The sequence below is a fragment of the Stenotrophomonas sp. SBJS02 genome, assembly GCF_020428325.2.
Taxonomy (GTDB): domain Bacteria; phylum Pseudomonadota; class Gammaproteobacteria; order Xanthomonadales; family Xanthomonadaceae; genus Stenotrophomonas; species Stenotrophomonas africana.
Window position 1 is genome coordinate 2913577 of the sequence record NZ_CP109812.1, and the last position, 24563, is coordinate 2938139.

Below are 24563 nucleotides of genomic sequence, written 5' to 3' on the forward strand. Positions count from 1 at the left end.
CATGAAACGCCCACGCCAGTTCAGTTTCAGCCGCGCACGCGGCGGCATGTCGGTCACCATGATGCTGGTCATGCTGGCGTTGCTGGCGATGCTGGGCCTGATTGAAATCGGCTATCTGTTCTGGGCCAAGCGCGATGCGCAGAAGGTTGCCGACCTGGCCGCTCTGGCCGGCGCGCAGCGACTGGAGTTGTGCACCTCGGACAACAGCGACAACAGTGCTGCCCGGCAGAGCGCACTCACCCAGAACAGGTTTGCAGGGAGCCTGCAGATCCACTGCGGCAACTGGAGCGCCACACGCGCCACCGCGAACCGCTTCGTCACCACCGTCGATGCCGCCAACCCGCGCAATGCAGTACAGGTTGTCGCCGAGCGCAGTGTGCTTCCCTTCTTCGGCCAGAACACCAGCCTGCCGACCGTCAGCGCACAGGCTGTTGCCCGCCGGTCGGAGCCCACGGCAGTGTTCGCGGTGGGCTCGCAGCTGCTGCGCACCAACGGCAACTCGGTGCTGCTGTCGACACTGCGCATGATCGGCCTGGATGTCACCAATGCGACCGTGCTCTCCTATGACGGTCTGGCCCAGGCCAACATCACCCCGTCGGGCCTGCTCAAGGCGCTCAACATCCCGGTCACCGCCAATCTCAGCGTGGCCGACTTCAACCGCCTGCTGTCGGTCAACAAGATCTCACTGGCACAGCTGGTCGATGCCACCGCCACCGTGGTCGGTCGCGATACCACCGTCGGCGTGCAGCTGCGCGCCCTGTCCGATCTGGTCGCCACCCAGTTGGACATCAACAAGCTCAACATCGTGCTGGGCAGCCAGTCCGGGGGTGGCGGTCTGTTCGCCGAGGTCGTTTCGCCGGATGGCACGGTCGGCAGCGCACTGGAAACCAAGGTCAACGTGCTCAACCTGATCAGCACCGCCATTTCCATCGCCAATGACGGCAATGGCGTTGCGGTGAAGGGGCTGGACCTGCTGGGGATCAACATCCAGGCCGGCGTGGTGGAGCCGCCCTCGATCGCCATCGGTGGCGTCGGCACGCGCGCGTACAACGCCCAGGTGCGCCTGCTGGTGGACGTGGACAGCAATAATCTGTTCGCACTTGGGCCGCTGCTGAATCTGCTCGGCACGCGCCTGCATCTGCCGCTGCATGTCGATGTCGCCAACGCGATGGGTACGCTGACCGGTATCCAGTGCGGCGCCAGTCCACCCAAGGCCACCATCCAGGTCGATTCGTCGGTGCTGCGCGCGTGTGTCGGCAATGTCGACCCGGCGCAACGCTTCTCCAAGAACAATGTCTGCGACGCCACCCTGAAGAACGAGCAGTTGCTGAAACTGCTCGGGCAACCCTTGATCAATGACAAGATCACCCTGCCCGCCCTGACCAGCTCGCAGAACCTGACGCTGGCCGCCGGCGAGACCGCATCGACCCGGATCAACCCGCTGGCAGTAGGCAACGCGGTGTCGGATCTGGTCAATGAACTGCTGCGCGTGCTGTCAGGCATGCTCAGTTCACCCAAGCAGGGCATGAGCGCCAACGACACGGCCAAGGCCCTGGCCGACCGTTATCTACTGGCGGCCTTTCCCAGTGGCGGGCGCTACAACGTCGATCAGGTCATCCCGTTGCTACGTGATGGTGACCCGGCACGGAACCTCGCGCCGCTGGGCAACTGGACGGTGAAGAATGGCGTGCCCAAGCCCTGCCTGCTGGGCCTGACCACCTGTTGGGAAGACGGTTCGGTGTGGACCGGCTACAGGACGACCGTCACCGGACAGGGGCTGGGCTTGCTCGACGGCCTGCTCGGATCGCTGGTCGGCGGCCTGCTGATCAACCGCTGCGACAGCCTGCTCGGCAACTTGATCGACTACAACGGCTGTGTGCGCAACAACCTGGCGTCGTACATCCAGACCGCACCGGCCGGCTTCCTCGATGGTGCGGGGGGAACGGGCGTCACCAACCCCGACGGCAGCGTCACCTGCAGTGGCCTGCTGTGCACGCTGCTCAAGCCGATCCTGTCCGCTTTGCGTCCGGTCCTCAACAGCGTCGGCACCCTGCTGACCAACCTGCTGGCCAGCGTGCTGGGCCTGGAGCTGGGCCGCACCGATGTCAACGTGCAGTCGATCCAGTGCAGCGCGGCGCAGCTGGTCTACTGACCCGTGACCGGCGCCCTTGGCGGCGCCCGCGCGCATGCTAGACTCCCGGCGGGGAACCACCTTCATCTCAACCCACACTCATCCGTGGATGGTCTAGACATGCGAGAAACTTCAGGGGGCGCGGTCTTCGCCCGGCACGCGCGCGGCGCGGCACTGCTGGCCGTGGCCATGATGCTGGTGGCACCGGCGGCGATGGCTGCCCGTGGCGATCGCGAAGCAGCCGCAGAGCCGGCCGCGCGCACCGCACCGGTGGTGCGCAACACCGTTGATGAGCTCAAGCAGCTGATGGATGCGCGCCAGCTGACCGAGCTGCGCACCACCTACAACGGCAACTACGGCGCCAGCCTGCTGTTCAATGCCAACACCCTGACCTACTACGTCGCCCTGTTCCAGGAGAAGAACTTCTGGCGGGTGATCAAGACCGACGCCGTCGACAACGCCGAGCGTGTCTACCGCACCTTCGCGCAGCAGTCCGAGCAGTTGGCCCAGGTCTACATCGACACCACGCGCCTGGAAGCCGGCAAGCGCTATACCGAGCGCCTGGTGGCCTACAACGAGGAACGCCTGCGCACCCTGCAGCAGGAAATGGAACAGCAGCAGGCACAGTCGGCCCAGGTCAGTGCTGCCCTGCAGCAGGCCCAGCAGCAGGCGGTCAGCCTGAGCAGCGATGTGCAGAGCACCAACAGCCAGCTGGATTCCCTGCAGCGCCGCATCCAGATCCTGCAGGCCGAACAGGGCAACCCGGAGCTGAGCCTGCCCAAGCCGGACAGCGTGCCCTCGCCGGCACCGGCGTCGGCCAGCGACGGTCGCTGAGATCCAGCACCTGGCATCTGCTGACAACGGCGCCCTTGGGCGCCGTTGTCGCTTCTGGCACTCCCGGATTCAGCGGCACGCGTCGTACACCGCGTCATCCAGCTGCCGCCGCTGTACGAAGTCCAGGCGTTTGGCCCTGGCGAGGACCTTCCCGCGTTGCTGCCGCGCACGCTCACAGGCGGTGGGATCCGTGCTGATGGGTATCAGCGCAGCCCGCGCACGCCCCTGCTGCACCACGCGCGCACGTCTTGGGGTCGGGCTCGCCGCCTTGGCCGCCGTCGCACCTGTTGAGGGCGGTTCCGCCGGCACCTCCCAACGCCATTCCGCACGCCCCTGGCACGGCGTCTGCTGATAGACCGGATGCGGCCCGTCCACGCATTTGTAGACGTTGGTCTGAGCATGCGCCCCCGTGGCCAGCAGCAGGCACCACAACAAGCGCCAACACGCATTCGACATTACAGGCTCCTCGACAGGGCTGCCGCCATCCTCGATGCCGGAACGGCTTCCTGCCAGAGCGATACGCGTCACATCTGGTGCAATCCAGCACAGCCGTGCAAGTCGTCGGCCTGGCGCTGCGCTGTACTGCCGGAGGCACCGGCATGACTGCCAGCGCCTTCCCTCCCTTCCGCCAAGGAACCTGCAATGAGCAACTTCGTCACCGTCGCCGACGCGCCCGCATCTTCTACAAGGATTGGGGTACCGGCCAGCCGATCGTGTTCGCCCACGGCTGGCCGCTGTCGTCCGATGCCTGGGACCCGCAGATGCTGTTCATGGGCCAGAACGGCTTCCGCGTAATCGCCCACGACCGTCGCAGCCATGGCCGCTCCAGCCAGACCTGGGACGGCAACAACATGGACACCTACGCCGATGACCTGGCCGCGGTGATCGAGACGCTGGACCTGAAGGACGCGATCCTGGTCGGCCATTCCACCGGTGGCGGCGAAGTGGCCCACTACATTGGTCGCCATGGCAGCCAGCGCGTGGCCAAGGTGGTGCTGGTCGGCGCCGTGCCGCCGCTGATGCTGAAGACCGATGCCAACCCGGCCGGCACCCCCTTGGAAGTCTTCGATGGCATCCGCAAGGGCACCGGTGGCGATCGTTCGCAGTTCTTCAAGGACCTGACCACGCCGTTCTTCGGTGCCAACCGCGACGGCAACACCGTTACCCAGGGCATGCGTGATGCGTTCTGGCTGCAGGGCATGCTCGGTGGCGTCAAGGGTCAGTACGACTGCGTGCACGAGTTCTCGGAAGTGGATTACACCGAGGACCTGAAGAAGATCGATGTGCCGGCTTTGGTCGTGCACGGTGATGACGACCAGATCGTGCCGTTCGATGCCTCGGCCAAGCTGTCTTCGCAGATCATCAAGGACGCCGAGTTGAAGGTGTACCCCGGTGCGCCGCACGGCCTGACCATCACCCACGCCGACCAGTTCAACGCCGACCTGCTGGCGTTCGCACGCAGTTGATGTGCCGCGGCGGCATCGTAATGGTGCCGCCGCTCCTTCGGTCGCAGAAAGGGGACGGAGGGGATTAAGTCTTTGTGCACAAACGACTTAATCCCCTCCGTCCCCTTTTTTTCAGATATCACTGTGGTGGTGCGGGACCCCGGTCTTCGGCAGCGGGTCATGCCCACCCACGAAGTGGCGTACAACCGGTGCGCGCTCACCGCGATGCAGTTCCCGCAGTACTTCCTGGATCGCCTTGTCATCGGCGGTGATGCGCTCGTGCTGGCGCAGGTGCTCCAGCCACGACGGGGTCACGAAATACTCCAGGTGGATGCCCGGGCTGGCCACATCCTCGACCACACCCCAGACCACCGCGCCATCGCGGCGACGGATCGCGCCCAGCGCGCGCATCTGCGTCTGGAACGCGGCGCGATCAGCATCATCGATGCGGTACTCGAGGGTGACCAGTACCGGGCCGCGGTCGTTCGACACCGGCACCGACAGCTCGGGCGCCGGCCAGTGCCCGGCCGGGCTCAGGTTCAGGTCTTCGGTACCGGCGATGCGCACGCGCCATACCAGCAGCCCGCCGATCACCGCACCTGCGGCAGCCACCAGCAGCGCCAGTTCCGGCGAGGTACGCTGTGCCAGCGCGCCCCAGCTCAGGCCACCGGCCGCCATGCCGGCGGAGAACACCATGATGTACAGCGCCAGCGCACGCGCGCGTACCCAGGCAGGCACTGCTGTCTGCGCCGCAATCTGCAGCGACGACAGCACGGTGATCCAGGCAAAACCGTTGATCAGCATCACCAATGGCAGCACGTACCAGCTGCGGGTCAGTGCCAGCCCGACCAGGCTCAGCGCCAGTGACAGCGTGGCCAGCAGCACCAGCAGGTCGCGATCCAATTGCGCGCGCAGCTTCGGCAGCAGCAAGGCCCCGCCCACTGCACCGATACCGATGCAGCCCAGCAGCATGCCGTACTGCCCCGCCCCGCCGTGCATCTGGCCGCGCACCACCACCGGCAGCAACGCGTTCATCGCCGCAGCAAAGAAGAAGAAGCCCACCGACTTGATCAGCACCGCCTGCAGGCGTCCCGCACGGCTGGCGTAGCGCAGGCCCGCTTTCAGTCCAGCACCGAAGCCCTCCGGCGGCAGACTCGACTGCTTCGGGTCACGCTTCCAACCCCACACCACGAACAGCATTGCGGCAAAGGTGATGGCGTTGAAGCCGAACGCCCAGACCGCACCGAGCTGGGCGACGATCACGCCGCCGATGGCCGGGCCGATCGAGCGCGCGATGTTGATGCCGATCGAGTTCAGCGCCACCGCTGAGGCCAGCATCGGCTGCGGCACCAGTTCGGACACGATCGCGGCCTGTGCCGGCATCGCCATCGCCGCACCGCAACCCATGCAGAAGGTCAGCAGCACCAGCAGCTGCGGCGTCAGCATGTCCAGCGCGGTCAACGTCGCCATCACGGCGGCGACCAGCAGCATCCAGGCCTGGGTCGCCAACAGGTACCTGCGGCGATCGACGATGTCGGCCAGCGTTCCGGCGGCCAGCGCCAGCAGTACGATCGGCACGGTGGTGGCCGACTGCACCAAGGCCACCATCAACGGCGAACCGGTACGTTCGGCCATCACCCAGGCGGCGGCCACGTCATTGACCCAGGTGCCGATGTTACTGGCCAGGATTGCCAGCCAGATCGAACGGAACATCTGGATCTTCAGCGGGGACCAGGCACCTGCGGCCTGTGCGGGGGGTTGCGACGCGGTTGCGTTCACCATTGCCATGCTCCAACGATCGAGGCGAACAGCGTGTCCTGGCCGCCGGCCTGCTTCAGCGCAGGACCCGCATCGACCCAGGCCAGCTGCAGCTGCCATTGCCAGTGTTCGCTGGCCTGCCAGCGGGTTTCGGATTTGTACTGATTACCGATGCGGCGCGCGCCACCGGCGCTGCCCGGCAACGCCACCAGCGGTGCCGGCGTGGCGTAGACCGCATCGGCGCGACGATGCTTCCAGGCGATCTGTACGCCCAGCTCCGTCGTCACCGTGTCGTGCAGACGCAGGGTCAAGGTTGGCTGGAGGTCCATCAGGTTGGCCGGGGCCAGCAGGCTGGCCTCGCTGAAGTAGGCCGATTTCGGGAACAGCGCATTGAAGGTTCCCAGGCGGCCGTCTCGCGGATTGCCATCGCCACTGGCGATGTCCGCCTTCAGCCCCAACCGCGGTTGCAACGGCAGGTCCGTCCAGCGCCACCCCGTATCGGTGGCCAGCGTCCAGGCGCGGATATCGAGCGTGCCGATGGCCGTTCGCAGTTCACCGCCCTGCGCCACCAGCTCGCTGTTCCAGTCCAGTGCACCGGCCTGGCCGAACCAGCGTGCACCCACGGTCTGCCGCCGCTCGGTGCCGGAACCTGCCGCGAAGCGTGCGCCTTCGCGGCGGTAGTCCAGCAGATACAGATCCCACTGTCCCGCGCCCTGCCCGCGTGCCGTGGTGGCATAGGCACCCCACAGGTGGGCACCGTGTTCGCCGCGATCATCAAAGGCACCCGGCCGGTTCTCCACCGGTCGCAGTGCCATCAGATCCAACGTGCCGAGGCGGCCTTTCCAGCCCAGGCGCGCACCGTCGAAGGCCAGGCGGATGTTCGGCCCATCGCGCACCGACAACAGCCGCGAGCTTCCGTAGCCGGCTTCCTGCCGACCGAGTTGCAGGTGGAAGCCGCTGCGCTGCCAGCGCCAGTACGCCTGCTGCACATCCAGCGCGCCGCGGTCGGTGCGGCCGGCTCCACCTGCCTTGCCATTCTCGGCATGCACGCCCAGCTGCAGCTTCGCCTGCCAGCTGTCCTCCGCATAGGTGGCCGAGGCCAGCGCGCGCAGCAGGCCGTAGCCATCTTCACTGCTGCCGATGCCGAACCGGGTCGGGTCGTAGTACAGGCCACGCAGGCGCAGCGAGGCGTCCAGTTGCAGCTGGCCGTTGCCAGCATCACTGCAGCGGCCCCCCTCGCAGGCCAGCGCCAGCGATGGCGCGGCCAGCAGCGCCAGGCTCAGAACGCGAAGCACGAACATCCCATCGCGCCCCAGAATGCGGTCAGGTCATCGGTGGGCGCCGCATGCCGTGCGGCATGACCATGAGCGCCGTGCGTACTGCAGGCCACGCCGTGATGGTGGCGATGGGCGGCGGCCAACCCGGTGGCGGCACCGCCGACGTGGTAGCCACCGAACCGGTTGACCGGCGACCAGTCCGGCATCGCTGGCGGCAGCTGCGGCGCCAGCCCGGCGTAGTCGCCGTCGGCATGCACGATGCGGCCGCCGACGACGGTCAGCAGGCTGGTGATGTCGGCAATCTGCGCGTCATCGACACGGAAGAAATCGGACGAGAGCAGGATGAAATCAGCCAGCTGGCCCTTCCGCAGCGTGCCCTTCACCGCTTCGTCGCCGGAGAACCAGGCGCTGCCCTGGGTCCACAGGCGCAGCGCCTGCTCGCGTTCGAGCAGGTTCTCATCGCCATACAGGGCCAGCCCGCCCACGGTGCGCCCGGTCACCAGCCAGGACAATGCCACCCAGGGGTTGTAGCTGGCTACGCGGGTGGCATCGGTACCGGCACCGACCGGCACGCCTTCGGCCAGCATGCGTTTGACCGGCGGCGTATGCCGCGCGGCCTGCACGCCATAGCGCTCGACGAAAGCCTCGCCCTGGTAGGCCATGCGGTGTTGTACGGCGATGCCACCACCCAGCGCGCGGATACGTTCGATGTTGCGCGGGGTGATGGTTTCGGCGTGGTCGATGAACCAGTGCAGGCCATCGAACGGCACCTCGCGGTTGACCTGTTCGTAGACATCGAGGATGCGGGTGATGCTCTCGTCATACGTTGCGTGGATGCGAAACGGCCAGCGCTTCTCCACCAGCAGCTTCACCACGTCATGCAGTTCGGGCTCAAGCTCCGGCGGCAGCTCCGGACGTGGCTCGTTGAACAGCTCGAAATCGGCCGCCGAGAACACCAGCATCTCGCCGGCACCGTTGTGGCGCAGCAGGTCGTCGCCCTGGCGCGGCTGCAGGATCTCGCTCCAGCCACGGAAGTCATCCACCTCCTTGCCCTTGTTCTGGGTGAACAGGTTGTAGGCGATGCGCACTGTCAGCTGGTCATCGCGGTGCAGCTGCTCGATGACCTGGTAGTCCTCGGGGTAGTTCTGGAAGCCGCCGCCAGCGTCGATCACCGAGGTGATGCCGAGCCGGTTCAGTTCGCGCATGAAGTGGCGCGTCGAGTTGGCCTGGTACTTGATCGGCAGGCGTGGGCCCTTGGCCAGCGTGGCATACAGGATCAGCGCATTGGGCTTGGCCAGCAGCAGCCCGGTGGGGTTGCCCAGCGAATCACGCACGATCTGCCCGCCCGGCGGATCCGGCGTGTCCTTGCTGTAGCCGCACGCGCGCAGCGCGGCACGGTTGAGCAGCGCGCGGTCGTACAGGTGCAGCAGGAACACCGGCGTATCCGGCGCGATGTCGTTGAGCTCCTGCAGCGTCGGCAGGCGCTTCTCGTTGAACTGCGCGGCAGTGAAGCCACCCACCACGCGTACCCACTGCGGTGCGGGCGTGCGGTCGACCTGGGCCTTCAACATGTCCAGAGCGTCGCCCAGCGAACGCAGCCCGTCCCATCGCAACTCCAGGTTGTAGTTCAGGCCACCACGGATCAGGTGGGTATGGCTGTCGTTGAGGCCGGGCAGCAGGCGCCTGCCCTGGGCGTCGATCAGGGTCGCTTCATTGCCCCAGCCGCGCATGATCTCCTCGTCGCTGCCGACGGCGACGATGCGTCCTTCCTGCACAGCCAGCGCCTGCGCATGCGGCTGCTGCGGGTCGAGGGTGGTGATGCGGGCATTGCGGATGACCAGCGTGCTCATGCGACGCTCCTTGGAAGTGGAATCGAGTGCGGCAGCGGCGCGGCCGGCCAGACCGAGCGCAACAGCGGCACCACTGGCCAGCACCACGTTGCGGCGGCCGTGGTCGAGGGGATCGTGACTCATGCGAAATCTCCCGGAAAGCGTTGGCCGTCCAGCGCCCAGGCACCCGGCCCGGCCAGTGCGAGGGCCAGCAGCACCGTGGTCCACATCAACGGGTACTCGCTGCCGCCGCGCATCCAGAACCAGCCCTTGGGCAGGGCCAACAGGACGGTGAAGCCGATGAAGGCGGCCGCCGCAAGTGCGGCGATACGGGTCTGCCATCCCAGCAGCACGGCCAGCCCGGACAGCACCTGCAGCAAGGCCAGCAACAGCGGCAGCGGTGCCACTGCTGGCAGCCCGAAGGCACGCAGCTCGGTAGCGAAGCCGGACAGCCCAGGCCCACCAAACCAGCCGAACAGCTTGCCCAGCGCGTGCGGCAGCAGGAAGCCTCCTGCCGCCACGCGCAGCATCAGCAGGGCCAGGTCGAGGCCATGGCTGGCCACCATACTCAGTGCCCGCCTTCCTGCGCGCCGAACATGCGCTTGGCGTACTGGATGCCGATGCCGTAGCCGCCGGCGTGGTCGCGGGCAATGCCGGTGGTCAGGTCGTAGGTTTCCCCGCGTGCCCAGTCGCGCTGCAGTTCGAGCAGGTACTGCACGCTGGTCATCGGCACTGCGCCGGCCTGCACCATGCGGGTGATCGCCCGCTCATGCGCTTCTTCGCTGACATCGCCGCAGGCATCGGTGATCACGTAGACCTCGAAACCCTGCGCCAACGCCGACAGCGCCGGCCCGACAATGCAGACGCTGGTCCACAAGCCAGCAACAACCAGGCGGCGCTTGCCGATGCGGTTGATCTCATCGATCACCGGCTGGTCTTCCCAGGTATTCATCGAGGTGCGGTCGAACACCGTCTGGCCCGGGAAGATCTGCGGCAGTTCCGGGAACATCGGGCCGGAGAACGACGTTTCGGCGACCGTGGTCAGCACCACCGGCACATTGAAGCCCTTGGCACCCTTGCTGATCAGCGACACGTTGTTGCGCAGCGCGGAGATGTCGATGGTGTGGGTCGCAAACGCCATCTGCGACTGGAAGTCGATCAGCACCAGGGCGTGGTCGGTCGGCGACAGCAGCGCCGGGGCGGGAGTGGCGGTGGCAAGGCTCATGGCTGGACTCCGTTGGAAACACGATCAAGGGGATGCAACAGGGCGGCATCGCCGACAACGTATTGGCCGGGGCTGCAGCCGGTCTCCGCGCGGAAGCTGCGGACGAAATGGCTCTGGTCGAAGAAGCCCAGCTGCTGTGCCAGGCGGGACATCGGCAGCTGCGCGTCTGGCAGCAGCTGGCGTGCACGTTCGATGCGCCGCCGGCGCACATAGCGCAACGGGCTGGCACCGGTACCGGTACGGAACAGACGCACCAGATGGAAGCGGCTGACGCAGGCGGCCGCTGCCAGCTCGGTCACCCGCAGCGGCTGCGACAGGTGCTCATCGACATAGCGCAGGGCGCGCTGCAACGCGGCGGCCTGCTGCGGTGCCAGTGATGCGGCGGGCGGATCAGGCGGAAAAATGGTGGCCATGCGGGACGCCGCGAGGGGGTGGCCCATGGTGCGTGGCGCCTGCGCGATGCCCTACCCCCGTCGGTCGAGGCCAGTACCTACCCGAATGGGGGAGGCCGACGGCTTAGCAGGCGCCGCCCAAACAAGCGTGCATCCAGTGAATAGGCGCCAGGGCCCAGCATCAACAGCGCCAACGGCAGCACCACCTGCGACCACGGCGCCTGCTGCGCGAACATGCCCACGGCCGCCATCAGCGCCGCCAGTGGCGTCAACACGCCCAGCATGAGCATCGGTACTGCCAGCAGGCACATCGCCGACCATCCGCCCGCATGCGTGCCAGGCGTGTACAGCGCGGTGGCCAGGCACAGCCGCAGCCACAGCAGACCGAGGCCCGGACCGCGATCAGGGAACATCACGAACAGCCGTTGCATGCCGGGGCTCCAGAGGACATGCCGGCGTGATAGCCGACGTCGGCGCACGCCGCCTACCCCGTTCGGGTCACCCTGGGTTGCCCCACACCTGCCAGAATGCGCGCCATGCGTGGCCGCCCCTTCCCGTTCCTGTGTCGCTTGCCGACGCTGCTGACGTGCCTGCTGCTGTTGACCGCCCTGCCCGCCCTTGCCGTGCAGCGCCCGCCGGTGAGCGGCGGACTGCCCGATTACGAGCACACGGCCTGGCGCGTCGGCCAGGGTGCGCCCGGCGACATCTGGGACATTGTCCAGGACCGCGACGGTCTGTTGTGGCTGGCCACGGGCTCGGGCCTGTACCGCTTCGATGGCCGTCGTTTCGAACGGCAGGCGGCGCCCGTCGGCAGCCAGTTCCCGTCCACCAACATGGTCACGCTGGCACCGGGCCGCGATAGCGCCCTGTGGATCGGCTACTTCCAGGCGGGCATCAGCCGGTTCGCACAGGGACAGCTGCACAGCTACGGCCGCGAGCAAGGGGTGCCGGTCGGCGTGGTCCCGCGCTTCAGCCAGGATCGCCAGGGCCGGCTGTGGGCGGCGATCAACGGCGGCTGCGCCGCTTTGACGGACAGCGCTGGCAGCAACTGCCGGCCAGTGCCGGGCTGCCGGAGCGCCGCGTGCAGTGGGTGCTGCACGACAGCCGGGACACCTTCTGGGTCCTGGCCGACCTGAAGGTCTGGATGCGTGCAGCCGGCCAGACCGCCTTCCAGGACACCGGCATCGCCGTCTCGCAGATGGCGACGCTGGCCGAAAGCCCGCAGGGCGAAGTGTGGCTGGCCGACCGGGTGCGCGGCACCTCGCCGCTGGCCAATGCGCAGGGTCTGTTGGCGGCCAGCGAACGCGAAGCGCGGCGTCTTCCGGAGCTGGTCGCCGCGCGTCTGCAGTTCACTGCCGATGGTGCGCTGTGGGCCACGATGAGCCCGCACGGCGGCGTCGCCCGCATCACCTTCGACGGCACCCGGGCCGTGCGCATGGAGCGCTTCGATTCACCGCACGGCCTGACCGCCACCTCGGCAGTTCCAATCATCGTCGATCGCGAAGGCAATCTCTGGGTTGGCACCAATCTCGGCCTCAACCGCTTCCGCGCACGCAGCGTGCACACCCTGGCGGTGGGCCCGAGCGATCCCTACCGCTCGCTGGTGCGGGCCAGCGATGGCCGCGTGTATGGCTATGGCGAAGACCTCAAGCCCTACGATCTGCGGCGCACCCTGCTGGATGGCAGCGCCACGCAGCTGCAGGCCGCCGCGCGCCAGGCACCCACGCCGATCTGGCAGTTCGACTGGGTCAATCTTGCGCGCACGGTAGCCGGCCACACCTCGCTGATCCCGCTGCCGCCGCCGTTCACCGGGCAACCGCTGCATGCGCTGCTGTTCCCCGACGACGAGCAGGCCTGGGTGTGTACGGGTGAGCGTGGCGTCCTGCACTACCTGCATGGGCAATGGCAGCGCGAGGTTCGCCTGCCCGAGCAGGCCTGCTCATCGCTGGCGCTGGATGCCCATGGCCAGCTGCTGCTTGGCTATGCCGACGGCCGCCTGCGCCGGATGAGTGCGAACCGCATCGAGAGCTTCGATGCCAGCCAAGGCCTGTCGGTGGGGCCGATCACCGCGATGCTGCATCACCAGGACATTCTGCTGGTCGCCGGCGAAGCCGGGCTGGCTGCGCGACTGGGCAATGGACGATTCGTTCCGGTGCGCACCGACATGGCCGGCGTCCTGGAAGGCATCACCGGCATGGTCGCCGATGCCAATGGCCACCTGTGGCTCAACGGCAGCCGTGGCCTGGTGCGGATGGAAAGCGGGCTGCTGCGCCGTGCCCTGCGCACCGGACTGCCGGTCACGCCGCGCCTGTTCGACGCGATCGACGGCATGCCTGGCATTGCCCTGCAGAGTGGACCGATCGCCACCGCGACGCTGGCCGACGACGGCCTGCTATGGCTGGCCACCAACCAGGGCCTGGCCTGGCTGGACACCACCCATTCGCACGTCAATACGATGGCCCCCAGCGTGCGCATCGGCGAGGTGCTGTATGGCAGCAAGCACGAGCCGCTGCGCGATGGCCTGCGCCTTCCCGCCGGTACCAGCCAACTGCAGATCGACTACGTGGCGTTGTCACTGGCGCGCCCGGAGCGCAACCGCTACCGCTATCGCCTCTCCGGCGTCGACGACGGCTGGCAGGATGCCGGCAGCAGCACCCGCGCGTATTACACCAACCTCGCACCGGGCAATTACCGGTTCGAGGTGGAAGCGGCCAACGAAGACGGCATCTGGAGCACCTCCCCGGCCAGCCGCAGCTTCCGCATCGCGCCCACCTTCATGCAGACCGTGTGGTTCAAGCTGCTGTGCGCCGCCGCGATCCTCGCGCTGCTGATGATGGCGGTGCGCATCCGCAGCGGGCAGCTGGCTGCGCTGTTCCGCGCACGCCTGCAGGAACGCAATGGGGAACGCGAACGCATCGCACGCGACCTGCACGACACCCTGCTGCAGGGCAGCCAGGGCCTGATCCTGCGCCTGCACGCCATCAGTCAGTCACCCCAGACCCCGGCGCCGGTACGCGGCCAGCTGGAGGCGGCGATGCAACTGGCCGAGCGCAACCTTGCCGAGGGCCGCGAGCGGGTCAACGCCCTGCGTGAGGGACCCTTCGTGGGCCGCGACCTCGCTTCGGCGCTGGCCGATGTTCACGCCGAATACGCCGGGCACGGCACCAATCCGCTGCGCCTGACCGTGGAAGGTGCGACGCCACTGCTGCAGGCCGATGCGGCCGAAGAAGTGTTCCTGATAGGGCGTGAGGCGATCCGCAACGCGTTGCGTCATGCCAACGCCAGCGCCATTGAAGTAGAGCTGTCGTATGGCGCGCGGTGCTTCCTGCTGCACGTGCGCGATGATGGCGTCGGCATCGCCAACGAGAATGCCGGGCATGGCCATTGGGGCCTGCAGGGCATGCGTGAGCGCGCGCAGCGCCTCGGTGCGGAACTGCAACTGTGGACCCGCCCCGGGCTGGGAACCGAAGTCGCGCTGGCAGTTCCCACCCGGCGCCTGTATCAACGCCGCCCATCACGTTGGCGCTGGCCCTGGAGTAGAACGAGCCATGACTGAAACCCCTGCCCCGATCGGCGTACTGGTGGTCGACGACCACCCGCTGCTGCGTGACGGCCTGGCTGCCCTGCTGGGCGCCCATTCCGACCTGCGCCTGCTCGGTGAAGCCGCCGATGGCGAGGAAGCCATCGCACGCTACCAGCAGCTGCAGCCGGACGTGGTGCTGATGGACCTGCAGATGCCACGCCTGGACGGTGTGGAAGCCATCGTGCGGATCCGCGCGATGGATCCGCGTGCGCGCATCATCGTGCTGACCACCTACCGCGGTGACGTACGTGCGGTGCGGGCGCTGCAGGCTGGCGCCAGCGCCTACCTGCTGAAGGACATGCTGCGCCACGAGCTGGTCGATACGATCCGCATGGTCGCTGGCGGCCGGCGCGCACCGATTCCGCCGGCGGTGGCGGCCAGCATCGCCGCGCATGTGGTGGAAGACCGGTTGTCGCCGCGCGAGACCGAGGTGCTGCGGCACGTGGCCGGTGGCCTGTCGAACAAGCGCATCGGCGAGCGCATGCAGATTTCCGAGCAGACGGTGAAGGCGCACATGAAGAGCCTGATGGACAAGCTGGGCGTGGGCGATCGCACGCATGCGGTGACCCAGGCGCTGCGGCGCGGGATCATCAGCCTGGACGACAGCGGTCACGATTAGGGGGTTGTTCGGCAGGGCTTGCAGCCCTGCACCCGCGGTAGTGCCGGCCGCGGGCCGGCAAACTCAACAGCAACAGCATGGCGTCCGTGGGATGGCGGGCCGGTGTCGGAGTGCGGGGACGCCGTGAACCCCTCCATGGGGGCTTGGCCGCGGCATCCATGCCGCGGACACCCCGCACTCCGACACCGCCCCACCTCTGACAGATTCCGATGGCGGTTGGTAGGTGTCGGCCTTGGTCGACACTTCTGTCAGATATCGAAATCAATCAGGGGTCAGATCCGTTCCAACAGACCGCAGGAACCTGTCGAAGGCGGGGTGGGTCCGGTTGCGGGGGCGTGAGCGCCATGGATGGCGCGACCGAGCCTGCATGGGTGAGGGCGCTTTGCTTGCGAAGCATTGCTTCGCAAGCGCCCGAACGCCCAGCCGCCAGCGGCTGGGCCGGACCGCGGAGCGGGATTCACGGCGTCCCCCGCAACCGGACCCACCCCGCCCACCTACAGGAACCCCGCCGTTGCTGTTGCCGTTGCTGTTGCCCCCAGCAGGTGCAGGGCTGCAAGCCCTGCCGAACACCGCCCTTACTTCAAACGCAGCAGCAGGCTGCCGCCCGCACACACCACCGCCAGCCAGGCGACGCCGTGCCACCCCCATTGCGCCAGCGCCAGGCTGCCCAACGCACCGCCGGCGGCCATGCCGATGAACATGCCCGTAAACAGCAACGCATTGAGGCGGCTGCGTGCCGGCGGCACCAGGCCATAGACCAGGGTCTGGTGCGCCACCAGCGCCGACTGGAAACCGAAGTCGAACAGCAGCGCGCTCACCACCAGCAGCGGCAGCAGCGCGGCGGCCGGCAGCCAGGACTCGGTCAGCAACAGGCCGAAGCCCAGCAGCGCCACTGCGATCGCCAGCCGCGCCACTGCATGGCAACCCAGTCGATCAGCGAAGCGGCCGGCGAACGGCGCGGCCAATGCGCCGGCCGCACCGGCGATACCGAACGCACCCGCCGCCGCACTGCCCAGGCCCAGACGTGCATGCAGCATCAGCGCCAGGGTCGACCAGAACGCGCTGAAGCCCACTGCCAGCAACGACTGGCTGGCCACCGCACGGCGCAGCTGCGGCTGCTCGCGCCACAACGCCAGCAACGAACCCAACAATGCCGGATAGCGTAGCGTGCTGGTCGGTGCGAAACGCGGCAGCGCACGCGCCATCACCGCACCCATCGCCGCCACCGATACCGCGGCCAGCACGAACTGCGTGCGCCACCCCCATGCTTCAGCCACCACGCCACTGACCACGCGCGACAACAGGATGCCGAGCAGCAGGCCGGTCATTACCCGGCCGACGATCTGGCCGCGCTGTGCATCCGGCGCCAGCACCGCAGCGGCCGGCACGATGTCCTGTGCCAGCGTGGCCATCAGCCCGACCAGCAGGCTGGCCATCAGCAGGCCCGGCAGGTGCCCGGCCATCGCTGCGGCGCCCAGTGCCAGTGCCAGCAACGCGGACTTCAACAGGATCAGGTTGCGGCGGTCGAAGCGGTCGCCCAACGGCGCCAACAGCAGGATGCCCAGTGCATAGCCAAGCTGGGTCAGGGTCGGTACCAGGCCAGCGGCGCGTTCGCCTGCGCCGAGGTCCTGGGCAATCAGGCCCAACATCGGCTGGCTGTAGTAGAGCGAGGCGACCGAAAAGCCTGCACCGGCGGCCATCGCCAGCACCAGCGGGGTGGAGGGTGCGCTCGCGGGTGTGGCGGCGGCGGACAGCGAGGGGGTAGACATGGGGGAGTCCGGTGGAGGAAGTGGGCGTATCCTGCCCGTATTCGCCCAGCGTCTGTAGTAGGCTCTTGCACATAAACTTCATACGTGAAACGCATGAACGACCTCGCCACCAGCGCCGATCGCCTGGATCTGCTGCGCACCTTCCTGCGCATCGTCGATGCCGGCAGCCTGTCTGCTGCGGCCGTGCAGCTGGGCACCACCCAGCCGACGGTCAGTCGCCGCCTGCAGGCACTGGAACGGCAGCTCGGCCTGCGCCTGCTGCAGCGTTCCACTCACGGCCTGCAGCTGACCGAGGATGGCCTGCGCTGCCAGCGCCATGCGCAACGCGTGGTCGACGAATGGGAGTCGCTGCAGGCCGAACTCCACGGCGAGCCAGAAACGCTGCGCGGACGCCTGCGGGTGATGGTGCCGCACGCATTCGGCCAGGCGCAGCTGCTGCCGACCATGCTTGCGTTCCTCGCCCAGCACCCGCAGCTGAGCCTGGAGTGGATCCTGGAAGATCGACGCCCGGATTTCATCGCGGAAGGCATCGACTGCGCGGTGCGGGTGGGCCCCGTCGACGAACCGCGCATGGTCGCACTGCCGCTCGCCGAGGTACCACGCATCGTCGTAGCGGCGCCCTCACTGGTGGACGCCACAGCGGTCGGTACGCCCGAACAGGCACAGTCACTGCCGTGGATCTCGCTGGTCACCTACTACCGCGAACGCCTGCTGCTGCATGACGCGCAGGGGCGCGCGCATACCCTTTCAATCAGCCCGCGCCTGCTCAGCGACAACCTGTTCGTGGTGCAACAAGCCGCATGTGCCGGGCTGGGCGCAGCGGTGGTCTCGGCCTGGCTGGTGGCCGAGGACCTCGCACAAGGGCGGCTGGTGCAGCTGCTACCGGACTGGCAGGCGCCGGCACTGCCGGTACACGTGGTGTTTCCCGCCGCGCGCCAGCAGCCGCCACGGCTGCGCGCCTTCATCGATGCGATGAAAGCAGCGCTGCCGCAATTGCATGGAATGCGGCCGGCACCACGCTAGGTCACCTGCCGCATCACCCACGCGTGGCGTGGATCTGCCGAGGGTACGGATAGATCCACGCGATGCGTGGATTCCTTCCCCCCGCAATCAGTTGGCCTTGGCCGCCTCGGCATCCCACGTCGCAACCTTGGCCTTGGTGTCAGCCAGCATCTTGTCCAGCGCGGCGCGGTCATACACGTTGCCACGCAGGATCACGCTGTCGATCTTTTCGGTGGCGGCAATGTCATGCAGCGGGTTGGCGGTCAGCAGCACCAGATCGGCCGCCTTGCCCTGTGCAACACCACCGTAACGGTCCATCTGGCCGAACCAGGCCGGGCCGGAACGGGTTGCGGCCGACAGCGCCTGCGGTGCGCTCAGGCCCTCCTTCACGAACAGCTGCAGCTCCTGGTGCAGGGCGATGCCCGGGAAGTTGAACGAGTTGAGGAAGCCTGCATCAGTGCCGGCGATGATCGTCACGCCGGCCTCCTGCAGCATCGGCAGCACTGCGGCCACCTGGTGGTACTGCGCGTGGCGCGCTTCGATCTGCGCCGGCGTGGCCTTCGCCGCGCGATCCACGCGCCACTGGTAGGTCGCGCGCAGGCCAGGGCCGATGTAGGCCAGGTACGGATCTTTGGCGTGGTCATCCTGATCAAGGAAGTCGAGGATGCGGCCACCGTTGAGGGTCGGGGTCACGAATACGCCACGCTTGGCGAAATCACGGTAGGCATGCATCGCAGTGTCACGGTCGAAGCTGGCGTCGAGGCGGCGGTTGGCTTCGGCGCGATCGATGCGGCCGGCACCGAAGTCGGCGGCGATCTTCGCTTCGTCCTTGCTGCCGGCCTTGAATGCGTAGTCCAGATGCTCGATCGAAGCCAGGCCGGCATCGACCGCCTGCTCCACGGTCAGCGCCATCGGAATGTGACCCGAGGCCTTGAAGCCGGCCTTGCGCGCAGCACTGGCCGAGTACAGGAACAGCTCCGGCTTCAGCGTGCTGTCGGTGATCTTCACGAAATCGACCTTGTCGTGCTGCAGGCGGGCGATCGCCTTGTCGGCGTCGGCTTCGCTGCCCACTTCGATCGTGCCCTTCCAGACCGGCTTGATGCCTTCGATCTTCGCGCCCGAACTGAGCAGGCGTGGGCCGAACAGCGTGCCCTTGGCGATTTCGCCACGCCACTGCAGCACCTGCTCGGGCAGATCGCCGGAACAGTCGCGCACGGTGGTGATGCCGTGCGCGATGTACAGCGGCAGCAGTGCCTTGTTCTCTTCGATCAGCGCCGGGCCACCACCGAAGTGCACGTGCATGTCCCACAGGCCCGGGATCAGGTACTTGCCCTCGGCATCGATCTGGCGGGCCGCGCTCCACTGGCTGCGCAGCCGCGCGTCCGGGCCGACGGCGACGATGTCCTCGCCACGGATCACCACGCTCTGCCCGGCCAGGGTGCTGGCGTGCTCGACATCGACCACGGTGGCATTGCGGATCAGCAGGTCGGCGCGCTCGGCGGCAGACGCCGACAGAGGTGCTACCGCAAGGAGGATGGCAAGGGACAACGGACGGGAACGGAACATGGACAGCATCCTGGTGGGCACGCCCAGCGTGCGGGTGGAAGGGGTTTGCATTCAGCGCACCGCGCCGTGCTGGCGCAGCAGGGTTTCAATTCCGGTATAGCCGCGCTGGCGCGCATGCGCCAGCGGCGTCACGCCGTCGCCGTCGGCCAGCTCCGGGTCGGCGCCGGCCTCCAGCAGCAGCTGCACGATCTGCACGTGACGCGCACCGCCGTCGCCGAGCAGGATCGCTTCCAGCAGGGCGGTCCAGTGCAGGCGGTTGACATGATCGACCGCCACGCCCGCGCGCAGCAGTGTACGTACGGTGGCGACGTGGCCGCGCTCGGCAGCCGGAATCAGCGCGGTGCCGCCATAGCGGTTGGTACTGCGCAGATCGGCCCCATGCGCCAGGGTCATCGCCAGAATCTCGTCCAGGCCGCGCGCACCGGCATACAGGTAGGCACTGTCCTGCAACGCATCCTTGGCATTGACGTCGGCGCCGGCTTCGACCAGCTCACGCGCGGCATCAACATTGTTGCCATGCGTGGCCAGCAGCAGCGCGGTGCGGCCCTGGCCATCGCGCGCCTCCAGCGCGGCGCCATCCTCGATCGCCTGACGCACCGCATCAGCGTCGCCGCGGCTGGCGGCATCACGCAGACATCCATCGACGTCGGTTCTGGACGTTGCGGTGCAGGCCGGGGTGACCATGGCCAGCAGGCACAACAGCAGCGCGCGCGCGAACGGCGCAGGCCAGCCAGGGGAACGATGGACGCGCATGACAGTGTCTCCTCATGTCCTTCGCCACGGAACGCCGTGCGACGGTAGCAGCAGCCGGGCATTGCCGGCCCCTGCCCCGCATGGTAGAAGTCGGCCCGGGCATCCAGAAGTGAAATGTTCAAATGCAAGACAGTGCCAAATCGAATAGAACCCTGTTCGAACTGGACCTGCTGCGGGCGCTGGTGATGGTCGCCGACTGCGGCAGCTTCACGACGGCGGCCACGCGCCTGCATTCGACCCAGTCCACGGTCAGCCAGAAGGTACGCCGGCTGGAGGAACTGGCAGGGCATCGCCTGCTCGAACGCGGCCACCGCGACGTGCACCCCACTGACGCCGGCCACACGCTGCTCGGCTACGCGCGGCGAATGCTCGACCTGAACGAGGAAATGGCGCAGGCGCTGGCCGGCGCGACGGTGGAAACCGCGGTCCGCATCGGCGTACCCGAAGACTTCGTCAACGCGCAGACCACGCGCATGCTGGCCGCCTTCAGCCGCCGCCACCCGCAGGTGAAGCTGGAGATCAGCAGCGGCCTCAGCCGCGACCTGGCGCAGGGCTTCGATCATGGCGAATTGGACCTGGTGCTGGTCAAGCAGCGCCGCAACAGCCGCCAGGCCGTGCACTGCCGCCGCGAGCCGATGCACTGGATCGACAGCCTGCGCAGCAGCTGCCTGCAGCAGGACCCGCTGCCGCTGGTCACCTTCCCGCCGCGCGGGCTGTACCGCGATGAGATGATCCATGCCGTGGAAGCGCTGGGCCTGCGCTGGCGCATCGCCTTCACCAGCTCGTCGCTGAGCGGCATCCAGGGCGCGGTGGCCGATGGCATCGGCATCAGCCTGCTGCCGCGCCGCGCGGTCAACCGCGATCACCGCATCATCGATGGCGAGCGCGAGCTGCCGGTGATCGACAACTACGAGATCGGCCTGCTGCATCGCGCGGACGCCGATGATGCCGTGCGCGCACTGGCCAGCGAGCTGTGGCGGCAGGTGCAGCGCGAACCGGACTGACCACAGTCGACCCACGCCATGCATGGATGCCGTTCGCGCATCACGCATCGAAACATGGTCAATCCGGCCGCACGGCAGGCAACGTCGCCTCGTAGAGTGCCTGTTGTTTCCGTGCCCCATACGGCGCCTTGCCATGTCCAACGAAATCCCCACCCGCTTCGATCCCCTGCCCGCTGCCCTGCAGACACATCTGCAGCACCAGCGTTCGCTGATCGCCGCGCGCGTGGCCGCCGGCTTCCCGACGTTGCCGGTGCAATGGCCGCTGGCGGCCACCACGCTGCAGCGCGTGGTCGATGCCGAGCTGATCGACCGTGACGACTGCGATGGCTGGGAAGCGCTGGGCGTGGCGTTCGGTGACACCCTGGCCCAGCGCGTGCCGGGCCTGGCCTGGATGCAGGTCACCGATGCCTGGGGCATCGACGCGGTGCTGCGCTATGCCGACAGCAGCCTGCAGATCGGCGCCAGTACACTGCTGCTCAAGCGCGTCGAGCAGGGCGAGATCATCGACATCGCCCATCTGCTGGCGTGGCTTGAGGAATTCGTCGCCACCCGCGCCGACGATTACGTCTGAAAGGCCGCCGAGCTTGGCTCGGCACTACAGGGGATTGCGCAGCGTGGATCTACAGCCAGCGGCCGTCGACCACCACCCGGCGCTCCACCGGCACCGCTGCCACGGCAGCCGGGCCGTGGTCGGCACGCACCGCCACGAAAGTGGCTGGCTGGCCTTCGGCAATACCATGCTGCGGCAGGCCGATCGCCTGCGCGGCGTGGGTGGTGACCATGTCCAGCGCCAGCATCAGGTCGGCATCGGTGTAGAAGCCGGACCGGTAGCCCAGCAGCATCGCCCGCTGCAGCAGGTCGCCGTTGCCGTACGGCCACCAGCAGTCACGGATGTTGTCGTTGCCTGCGAACACGCGCACGCCGGCATCATGCAGTGCGCGCAGCGGCGGGAACGGATGATCGCCCGGCGCGTTGCTCATGATCGCCACACCCGCCGTGGCCAATGCTTCGCCCACCTGAAGCGCACGCGCCAGCGGCACGTCGCCCAGCGCATAGGCATGGCTGACCGCAACACGCCCCTGCAGGCCGGCGGCCCGGGTACGCGCAGCGATGCGCAGCAGCTGGGCCAGGCCGGTTTCGCCGGGCTCATGCAGATGGATGTCCAGCTGCACACCGTAGCGCTCGGCCAGAGCGAACAGCAGCGCCAGTTGGCCTTCGGCGTCACCATCGAGCGTGGTCGGGTCGATGCCGCCGAGCACCTCCACGCCCGCAGCAAGCGCCTGCTCCAGTACGGCCGCGGTGCCGGGACAGGACATCACCCCGGCCTGCGGGAATGCCACCAGCTGGATGCGCATGATGTCGGCACAGCGCAACGCCGCCTCGCGTACTGCCTCGAGATGGCCAAGCCCAGTGCTGGCGTCGATATCGACGTGGCAGCGCATCGCCATCGTACCGAACGCACTGCACTGGCGGATCAGCGCCTCGGCACGGTCCACCATCGGTGCCGCACCCGCCACCGCCGCCTTCTCCACCGCCAGCCGCTCACGCAGGCTGTTCACCGGCTGATGCGGATGCCAATGGTCGCCAACGAAGCTTTTGTCGAGGTGGATGTGGCCGTCGACCAGCCCCGGCAGCATCGCGAACCCCTGCAGGTTGACGCATTCCGCCCCTTCGGCCGGCGCGGCCTCGCCATTCAGGCCGCTGATGCGGCCATCACGGATATGGAAATGCAGTGGCGCGCCGTAGCGGTCTACACCGCCATGGACGAACTGGAGGGTCATCGGGGACTCCCGGAATGCCAAGAATGGCGCCATCGTGCCCCCTCGCCGCAGCTATCGGCCAACGAAATATCTGGATGGCACGCATTCATCAGAACGATGGCTACTCCTGCGACAACCGGTCGCAGCCACGCCGTGCACACCCCTGAACGGGTAACATGGGCGCCTGTCTCCGCTGTGAAGCCGCATGGGCCCGTCCGACCGCCACGATCGTCTCCGCCGCTGGCAGGCCGCGTCCCTGCTTGCCGCCGCCCCGATCGCCAGCCTGTCAGCCACTGATGCTGCGGCGGCTGCGCCGCTGCAGTCCCCGCCGGGCCAGCAGCGCATCGCCCCGGCTGCACTGGTCGAGCGCCTGCACCAGCGCGTGCTGTCCGGGCAGAGCGCCACCGCCACGCTGGAACACTGGTGCGCCGAGCACGGCCTGGCCGAACAGGCGCGGGTGCGCGCCGTGCGCATACACGGCCAGGACAAGCCCGCGCCCGCCGACGTGCTGCAGGCGCTGGGCGTGAAGCCGGGTGCCGACCTGCGCTATCGCCGCGTGCAGCTGGTCTGCGGCAGCCGCGTACTGTCCGAGGCCGACAACTGGTACCTGCCCGGCCATCTCAGCCCGGCCATGAACCAGGTGCTGGACAGCACCGATGAACCGTTCGGTCGCGTGGTCGGCCCGCTGGGTTTCCAGCGCCAGACCCTGGCCGACCAGACGTTCTGGCCGCCGCGGGGCGAAGGCGATCACGGCGTGATCCTGGAAGTGCGCGCCCTGCTGCGCGACCGCCAGCACCAGCCTTTCAGCTATGTCATCGAGTCGTACCTGATGCAGGCGCTTCCCTAGCTTGATGTATCGCCGGGCGTGGTCCGGCGCTACCGCGTCGTAATGCCATTCGCCGCCGGGTCGGTGGAAAACACGAAACGGCCGATCGACTGCCCCCCGCCCTGCAGGAATTCGCCACTCATGAACGCGTACTGTGGCGCGGCACTGTCGTCCCCGAACGTTCTGGTCCAGTGGCTGAATCCGTCGGCATTCCCGCTGTGGATTTCGCCCATGCACAGGCTGTAGCCACAAGCGAAGGAGGCCAGCGCCATGTCCGGCCCCAGCGTGCGTGCTACTGCCGCGCGGTACAGCGTGGTCAGATCCTGCGCGTCGGGATTGCCCGCGGCATCACGCTCGAACTGCAGCAAGGCCCGAGCATAGGCCTTGCTGGAACCGATGACCTTGCCGGCCTCCTGGTCGGACAGTGCACCCTCACTCATCAGCATGTTTTCACCGTCCAGACTCCCCCGTGTCGTGGGCTTCCTGCCATGGGCGGTCAATGCAGGTGATGCAGCACTGAGCGTCTGGTCTGCTGCCTGCGCCGAAGCCGCCGGTCCCGCATCGGGCATGTTGCCCAACGGTGCCTTCGACGCAACGGCTGTTGCCGATACCGGCGCCGCGGCAACATCAGCACTGTCTACGGCCGCCCCGGCATTGTCACCGCTGCACCCCGCTGTCACCAACAGCACCCCCGCCAGTAAACACGCTCTTCCTGCGCCCATGACTGCCATCCTTGGTCTTGATGGCCGAAGCATGCCAGCTCGCGCGCCTTCGCACACGTGCATCGCAC

Annotated in this window: 20 protein-coding genes and 2 pseudogenes; 9 read left to right on the plus strand and 13 right to left on the minus strand. The window is 67.7% G+C overall.

All coding sequences use genetic code 11. The annotated features are described in order from the left end of the window. Position 1 precedes the first annotated feature (1 nt). Positions 2 to 2152, plus strand: a complete 2151-nt coding sequence (locus FQS62_RS13520) for a TadG family pilus assembly protein (protein ID WP_049448350.1) — start codon at positions 2 to 4, stop codon at positions 2150 to 2152. Between the two features lie 99 nt (positions 2153 to 2251). Beyond that, positions 2252 to 2965, plus strand: a complete 714-nt coding sequence (locus tag FQS62_RS13525) for a DUF2968 domain-containing protein (protein ID WP_049448349.1) — start codon at positions 2252 to 2254, stop codon at positions 2963 to 2965. Positions 2966 to 3034: 69 nt separating this feature from the next. Here FQS62_RS13525 and FQS62_RS13530 read toward each other — a convergent pair whose 3' ends face one another. Further along, a complete protein-coding gene (locus tag FQS62_RS13530; protein ID WP_049448348.1) occupies positions 3035 to 3421 on the minus strand; it encodes a hypothetical protein in 387 nt (128 codons plus the stop codon). A 186-nt stretch (positions 3422 to 3607) separates the two neighbouring features. Here FQS62_RS13530 and FQS62_RS13535 point away from each other — a divergent pair. Further along, positions 3608 to 4431 (plus strand): annotated as a pseudogene (locus tag FQS62_RS13535) (alpha/beta hydrolase). A 111-nt stretch (positions 4432 to 4542) separates the two neighbouring features. Here FQS62_RS13535 and FQS62_RS13540 read toward each other — a convergent pair. From FQS62_RS13540 to FQS62_RS13570, 7 genes are all read right to left on the minus strand, one after another. Then, on the minus strand, positions 4543 to 6192 hold the full coding sequence (locus tag FQS62_RS13540) for an MFS transporter (protein ID WP_049445859.1): 1650 nt from the start codon (positions 6190 to 6192) through the stop codon (positions 4543 to 4545). Beyond that, positions 6186 to 7469 (minus strand): alginate export family protein, encoded by a 1284-nt coding sequence (locus tag FQS62_RS13545; protein WP_099589691.1) that lies wholly within the window; start codon positions 7467 to 7469, stop codon positions 6186 to 6188. The genes FQS62_RS13540 and FQS62_RS13545 overlap by 7 nt, the downstream gene beginning before the upstream one ends. Continuing rightward, positions 7448 to 9295 (minus strand): amidohydrolase, encoded by a 1848-nt coding sequence (locus tag FQS62_RS13550; protein WP_208043289.1) that lies wholly within the window; start codon positions 9293 to 9295, stop codon positions 7448 to 7450. The genes FQS62_RS13545 and FQS62_RS13550 overlap by 22 nt, the downstream gene beginning before the upstream one ends. Before the next feature lie 119 nt (positions 9296 to 9414). Continuing rightward, positions 9415 to 9840, minus strand: coding sequence for a DoxX family protein (locus tag FQS62_RS13555; protein WP_099589693.1), 426 nt, complete (start codon positions 9838 to 9840; stop codon positions 9415 to 9417). Positions 9841 to 9842: 2 nt separating this feature from the next. Then, positions 9843 to 10499, minus strand: coding sequence for a hydrolase (locus FQS62_RS13560; RefSeq protein ID WP_049445867.1), 657 nt, complete (start codon positions 10497 to 10499; stop codon positions 9843 to 9845). Next, positions 10496 to 10939: a helix-turn-helix transcriptional regulator gene (locus FQS62_RS13565; protein ID WP_208043285.1), complete on the minus strand. Its 444-nt coding sequence runs from the start codon at positions 10937 to 10939 to the stop codon at positions 10496 to 10498. The genes FQS62_RS13560 and FQS62_RS13565 overlap by 4 nt, the downstream gene beginning before the upstream one ends. A 50-nt stretch (positions 10940 to 10989) precedes the next feature. Next, positions 10990 to 11322: a hypothetical protein gene (locus FQS62_RS13570; protein WP_107379764.1), complete on the minus strand. Its 333-nt coding sequence runs from the start codon at positions 11320 to 11322 to the stop codon at positions 10990 to 10992. 96 nt (positions 11323 to 11418) lie between these two features. Here FQS62_RS13570 and FQS62_RS13575 point away from each other — a divergent pair. Together FQS62_RS13575 and FQS62_RS13580 are read left to right on the plus strand one after the other, a co-directional pair. Continuing rightward, positions 11419 to 14447: pseudogene (locus tag FQS62_RS13575) on the plus strand (two-component regulator propeller domain-containing protein). Further along, positions 14440 to 15093, plus strand: coding sequence for a response regulator (locus tag FQS62_RS13580; RefSeq protein WP_049445872.1), 654 nt, complete (start codon positions 14440 to 14442; stop codon positions 15091 to 15093). Before FQS62_RS13575 ends, FQS62_RS13580 begins: the two are co-directional and overlap by 8 nt. A 575-nt stretch (positions 15094 to 15668) precedes the next feature. Here FQS62_RS13580 and FQS62_RS13585 read toward each other — a convergent pair. Next, entirely contained in the window at positions 15669 to 16862 is a 1194-nt protein-coding gene (locus tag FQS62_RS13585) for an MFS transporter (RefSeq protein WP_049445874.1), read from the minus strand. A gap of 93 nt (positions 16863 to 16955) precedes the next feature. Here FQS62_RS13585 and FQS62_RS13590 point away from each other — a divergent pair, with 93 nt between their 5' ends. After that, positions 16956 to 17885, plus strand: a complete 930-nt coding sequence (locus FQS62_RS13590) for a LysR family transcriptional regulator (protein WP_208043287.1) — start codon at positions 16956 to 16958, stop codon at positions 17883 to 17885. 87 nt (positions 17886 to 17972) lie between these two features. Here FQS62_RS13590 and FQS62_RS13595 read toward each other — a convergent pair whose 3' ends face one another. Together FQS62_RS13595 and FQS62_RS13600 are read right to left on the minus strand one after the other, a co-directional pair. Next, on the minus strand, positions 17973 to 19430 hold the full coding sequence (locus FQS62_RS13595) for an amidohydrolase family protein (protein WP_208043288.1): 1458 nt from the start codon (positions 19428 to 19430) through the stop codon (positions 17973 to 17975). Positions 19431 to 19481: 51 nt separating this feature from the next. After that, entirely contained in the window at positions 19482 to 20183 is a 702-nt protein-coding gene (locus tag FQS62_RS13600) for an ankyrin repeat domain-containing protein (protein ID WP_049445877.1), read from the minus strand. Positions 20184 to 20305: 122 nt separating this feature from the next. Between FQS62_RS13600 and FQS62_RS13605 the strand changes: the two genes are divergently transcribed. Both FQS62_RS13605 and FQS62_RS13610 read left to right on the plus strand, forming a co-directional pair. Then, the gene (locus tag FQS62_RS13605) at positions 20306 to 21187 is read left to right on the plus strand and encodes a LysR substrate-binding domain-containing protein (protein WP_049445879.1); all 882 of its coding nucleotides are present in this window, start codon (positions 20306 to 20308) and stop codon (positions 21185 to 21187) included. A 133-nt stretch (positions 21188 to 21320) separates the two neighbouring features. After that, a complete protein-coding gene (locus tag FQS62_RS13610) occupies positions 21321 to 21758 on the plus strand; it encodes a DUF3806 domain-containing protein (RefSeq protein WP_208044186.1) in 438 nt (145 codons plus the stop codon). Between the two features lie 49 nt (positions 21759 to 21807). Here the strand turns inward: FQS62_RS13610 and FQS62_RS13615 are convergent, their stop codons facing one another. Continuing rightward, complete coding sequence (locus tag FQS62_RS13615; protein ID WP_107379767.1) at positions 21808 to 22968, minus strand: amidohydrolase family protein; 1161 nt, start codon at positions 22966 to 22968, stop codon at positions 21808 to 21810. 184 nt (positions 22969 to 23152) lie between these two features. On the opposite strand from FQS62_RS13615, the gene FQS62_RS13620 reads away from it, so the two are divergent. After that, on the plus strand, positions 23153 to 23794 hold the full coding sequence (locus FQS62_RS13620; RefSeq protein WP_049445883.1) for a hypothetical protein: 642 nt from the start codon (positions 23153 to 23155) through the stop codon (positions 23792 to 23794). 29 nt (positions 23795 to 23823) lie between these two features. Here FQS62_RS13620 and FQS62_RS13625 read toward each other — a convergent pair whose 3' ends face one another. After that, positions 23824 to 24495 carry a hypothetical protein gene (locus FQS62_RS13625; RefSeq protein ID WP_088480981.1) on the minus strand — a complete coding sequence of 224 codons (672 nt, stop codon included), beginning with the start codon at positions 24493 to 24495 and terminating at the stop codon, positions 23824 to 23826. Positions 24496 to 24563: the final 68 nt, after the last annotated feature.

Excerpts from the sequence above, each read along its gene's own strand:
- FQS62_RS13570 (WP_107379764.1), bottom strand. The coding sequence starts at position 11,322 with ATGCAACGGCTGTTCGTGATGTTCCCTGATCGCGGTCCGGGCCTCGGT.
- FQS62_RS13590 (WP_208043287.1), top strand. The coding sequence starts at position 16,956 with ATGAACGACCTCGCCACCAGCGCCGATCGCCTGGATCTGCTGCGCACC.
- FQS62_RS13610 (WP_208044186.1), top strand. The coding sequence starts at position 21,321 with ATGTCCAACGAAATCCCCACCCGCTTCGATCCCCTGCCCGCTGCCCTG.
- FQS62_RS13540 (WP_049445859.1), bottom strand. The coding sequence starts at position 6,192 with ATGGTGAACGCAACCGCGTCGCAACCCCCCGCACAGGCCGCAGGTGCC.
- FQS62_RS13555 (WP_099589693.1), bottom strand. The coding sequence starts at position 9,840 with ATGGTGGCCAGCCATGGCCTCGACCTGGCCCTGCTGATGCTGCGCGTG.
- FQS62_RS13595 (WP_208043288.1), bottom strand. The coding sequence starts at position 19,430 with ATGTTCCGTTCCCGTCCGTTGTCCCTTGCCATCCTCCTTGCGGTAGCA.
- FQS62_RS13600 (WP_049445877.1), bottom strand. The coding sequence starts at position 20,183 with ATGCGCGTCCATCGTTCCCCTGGCTGGCCTGCGCCGTTCGCGCGCGCG.
- FQS62_RS13550 (WP_208043289.1), bottom strand. The coding sequence starts at position 9,295 with ATGAGCACGCTGGTCATCCGCAATGCCCGCATCACCACCCTCGACCCG.
- FQS62_RS13585 (WP_049445874.1), bottom strand. The coding sequence starts at position 16,862 with ATGTCTACCCCCTCGCTGTCCGCCGCCGCCACACCCGCGAGCGCACCC.
- FQS62_RS13560 (WP_049445867.1), bottom strand. The coding sequence starts at position 10,499 with ATGAGCCTTGCCACCGCCACTCCCGCCCCGGCGCTGCTGTCGCCGACC.
- FQS62_RS13565 (WP_208043285.1), bottom strand. The coding sequence starts at position 10,939 with ATGGGCCACCCCCTCGCGGCGTCCCGCATGGCCACCATTTTTCCGCCT.
- FQS62_RS13605 (WP_049445879.1), top strand. The coding sequence starts at position 20,306 with ATGCAAGACAGTGCCAAATCGAATAGAACCCTGTTCGAACTGGACCTG.
- FQS62_RS13545 (WP_099589691.1), bottom strand. The coding sequence starts at position 7,469 with ATGTTCGTGCTTCGCGTTCTGAGCCTGGCGCTGCTGGCCGCGCCATCG.
- FQS62_RS13615 (WP_107379767.1), bottom strand. The coding sequence starts at position 22,968 with ATGACCCTCCAGTTCGTCCATGGCGGTGTAGACCGCTACGGCGCGCCA.
- FQS62_RS13625 (WP_088480981.1), bottom strand. The coding sequence starts at position 24,495 with ATGGGCGCAGGAAGAGCGTGTTTACTGGCGGGGGTGCTGTTGGTGACA.
- FQS62_RS13620 (WP_049445883.1), top strand. The coding sequence starts at position 23,153 with ATGGGCCCGTCCGACCGCCACGATCGTCTCCGCCGCTGGCAGGCCGCG.
- FQS62_RS13530 (WP_049448348.1), bottom strand. The coding sequence starts at position 3,421 with ATGTCGAATGCGTGTTGGCGCTTGTTGTGGTGCCTGCTGCTGGCCACG.
- FQS62_RS13580 (WP_049445872.1), top strand. The coding sequence starts at position 14,440 with ATGACTGAAACCCCTGCCCCGATCGGCGTACTGGTGGTCGACGACCAC.
- FQS62_RS13525 (WP_049448349.1), top strand. The coding sequence starts at position 2,252 with ATGCGAGAAACTTCAGGGGGCGCGGTCTTCGCCCGGCACGCGCGCGGC.
- FQS62_RS13520 (WP_049448350.1), top strand. The coding sequence starts at position 2 with ATGAAACGCCCACGCCAGTTCAGTTTCAGCCGCGCACGCGGCGGCATG.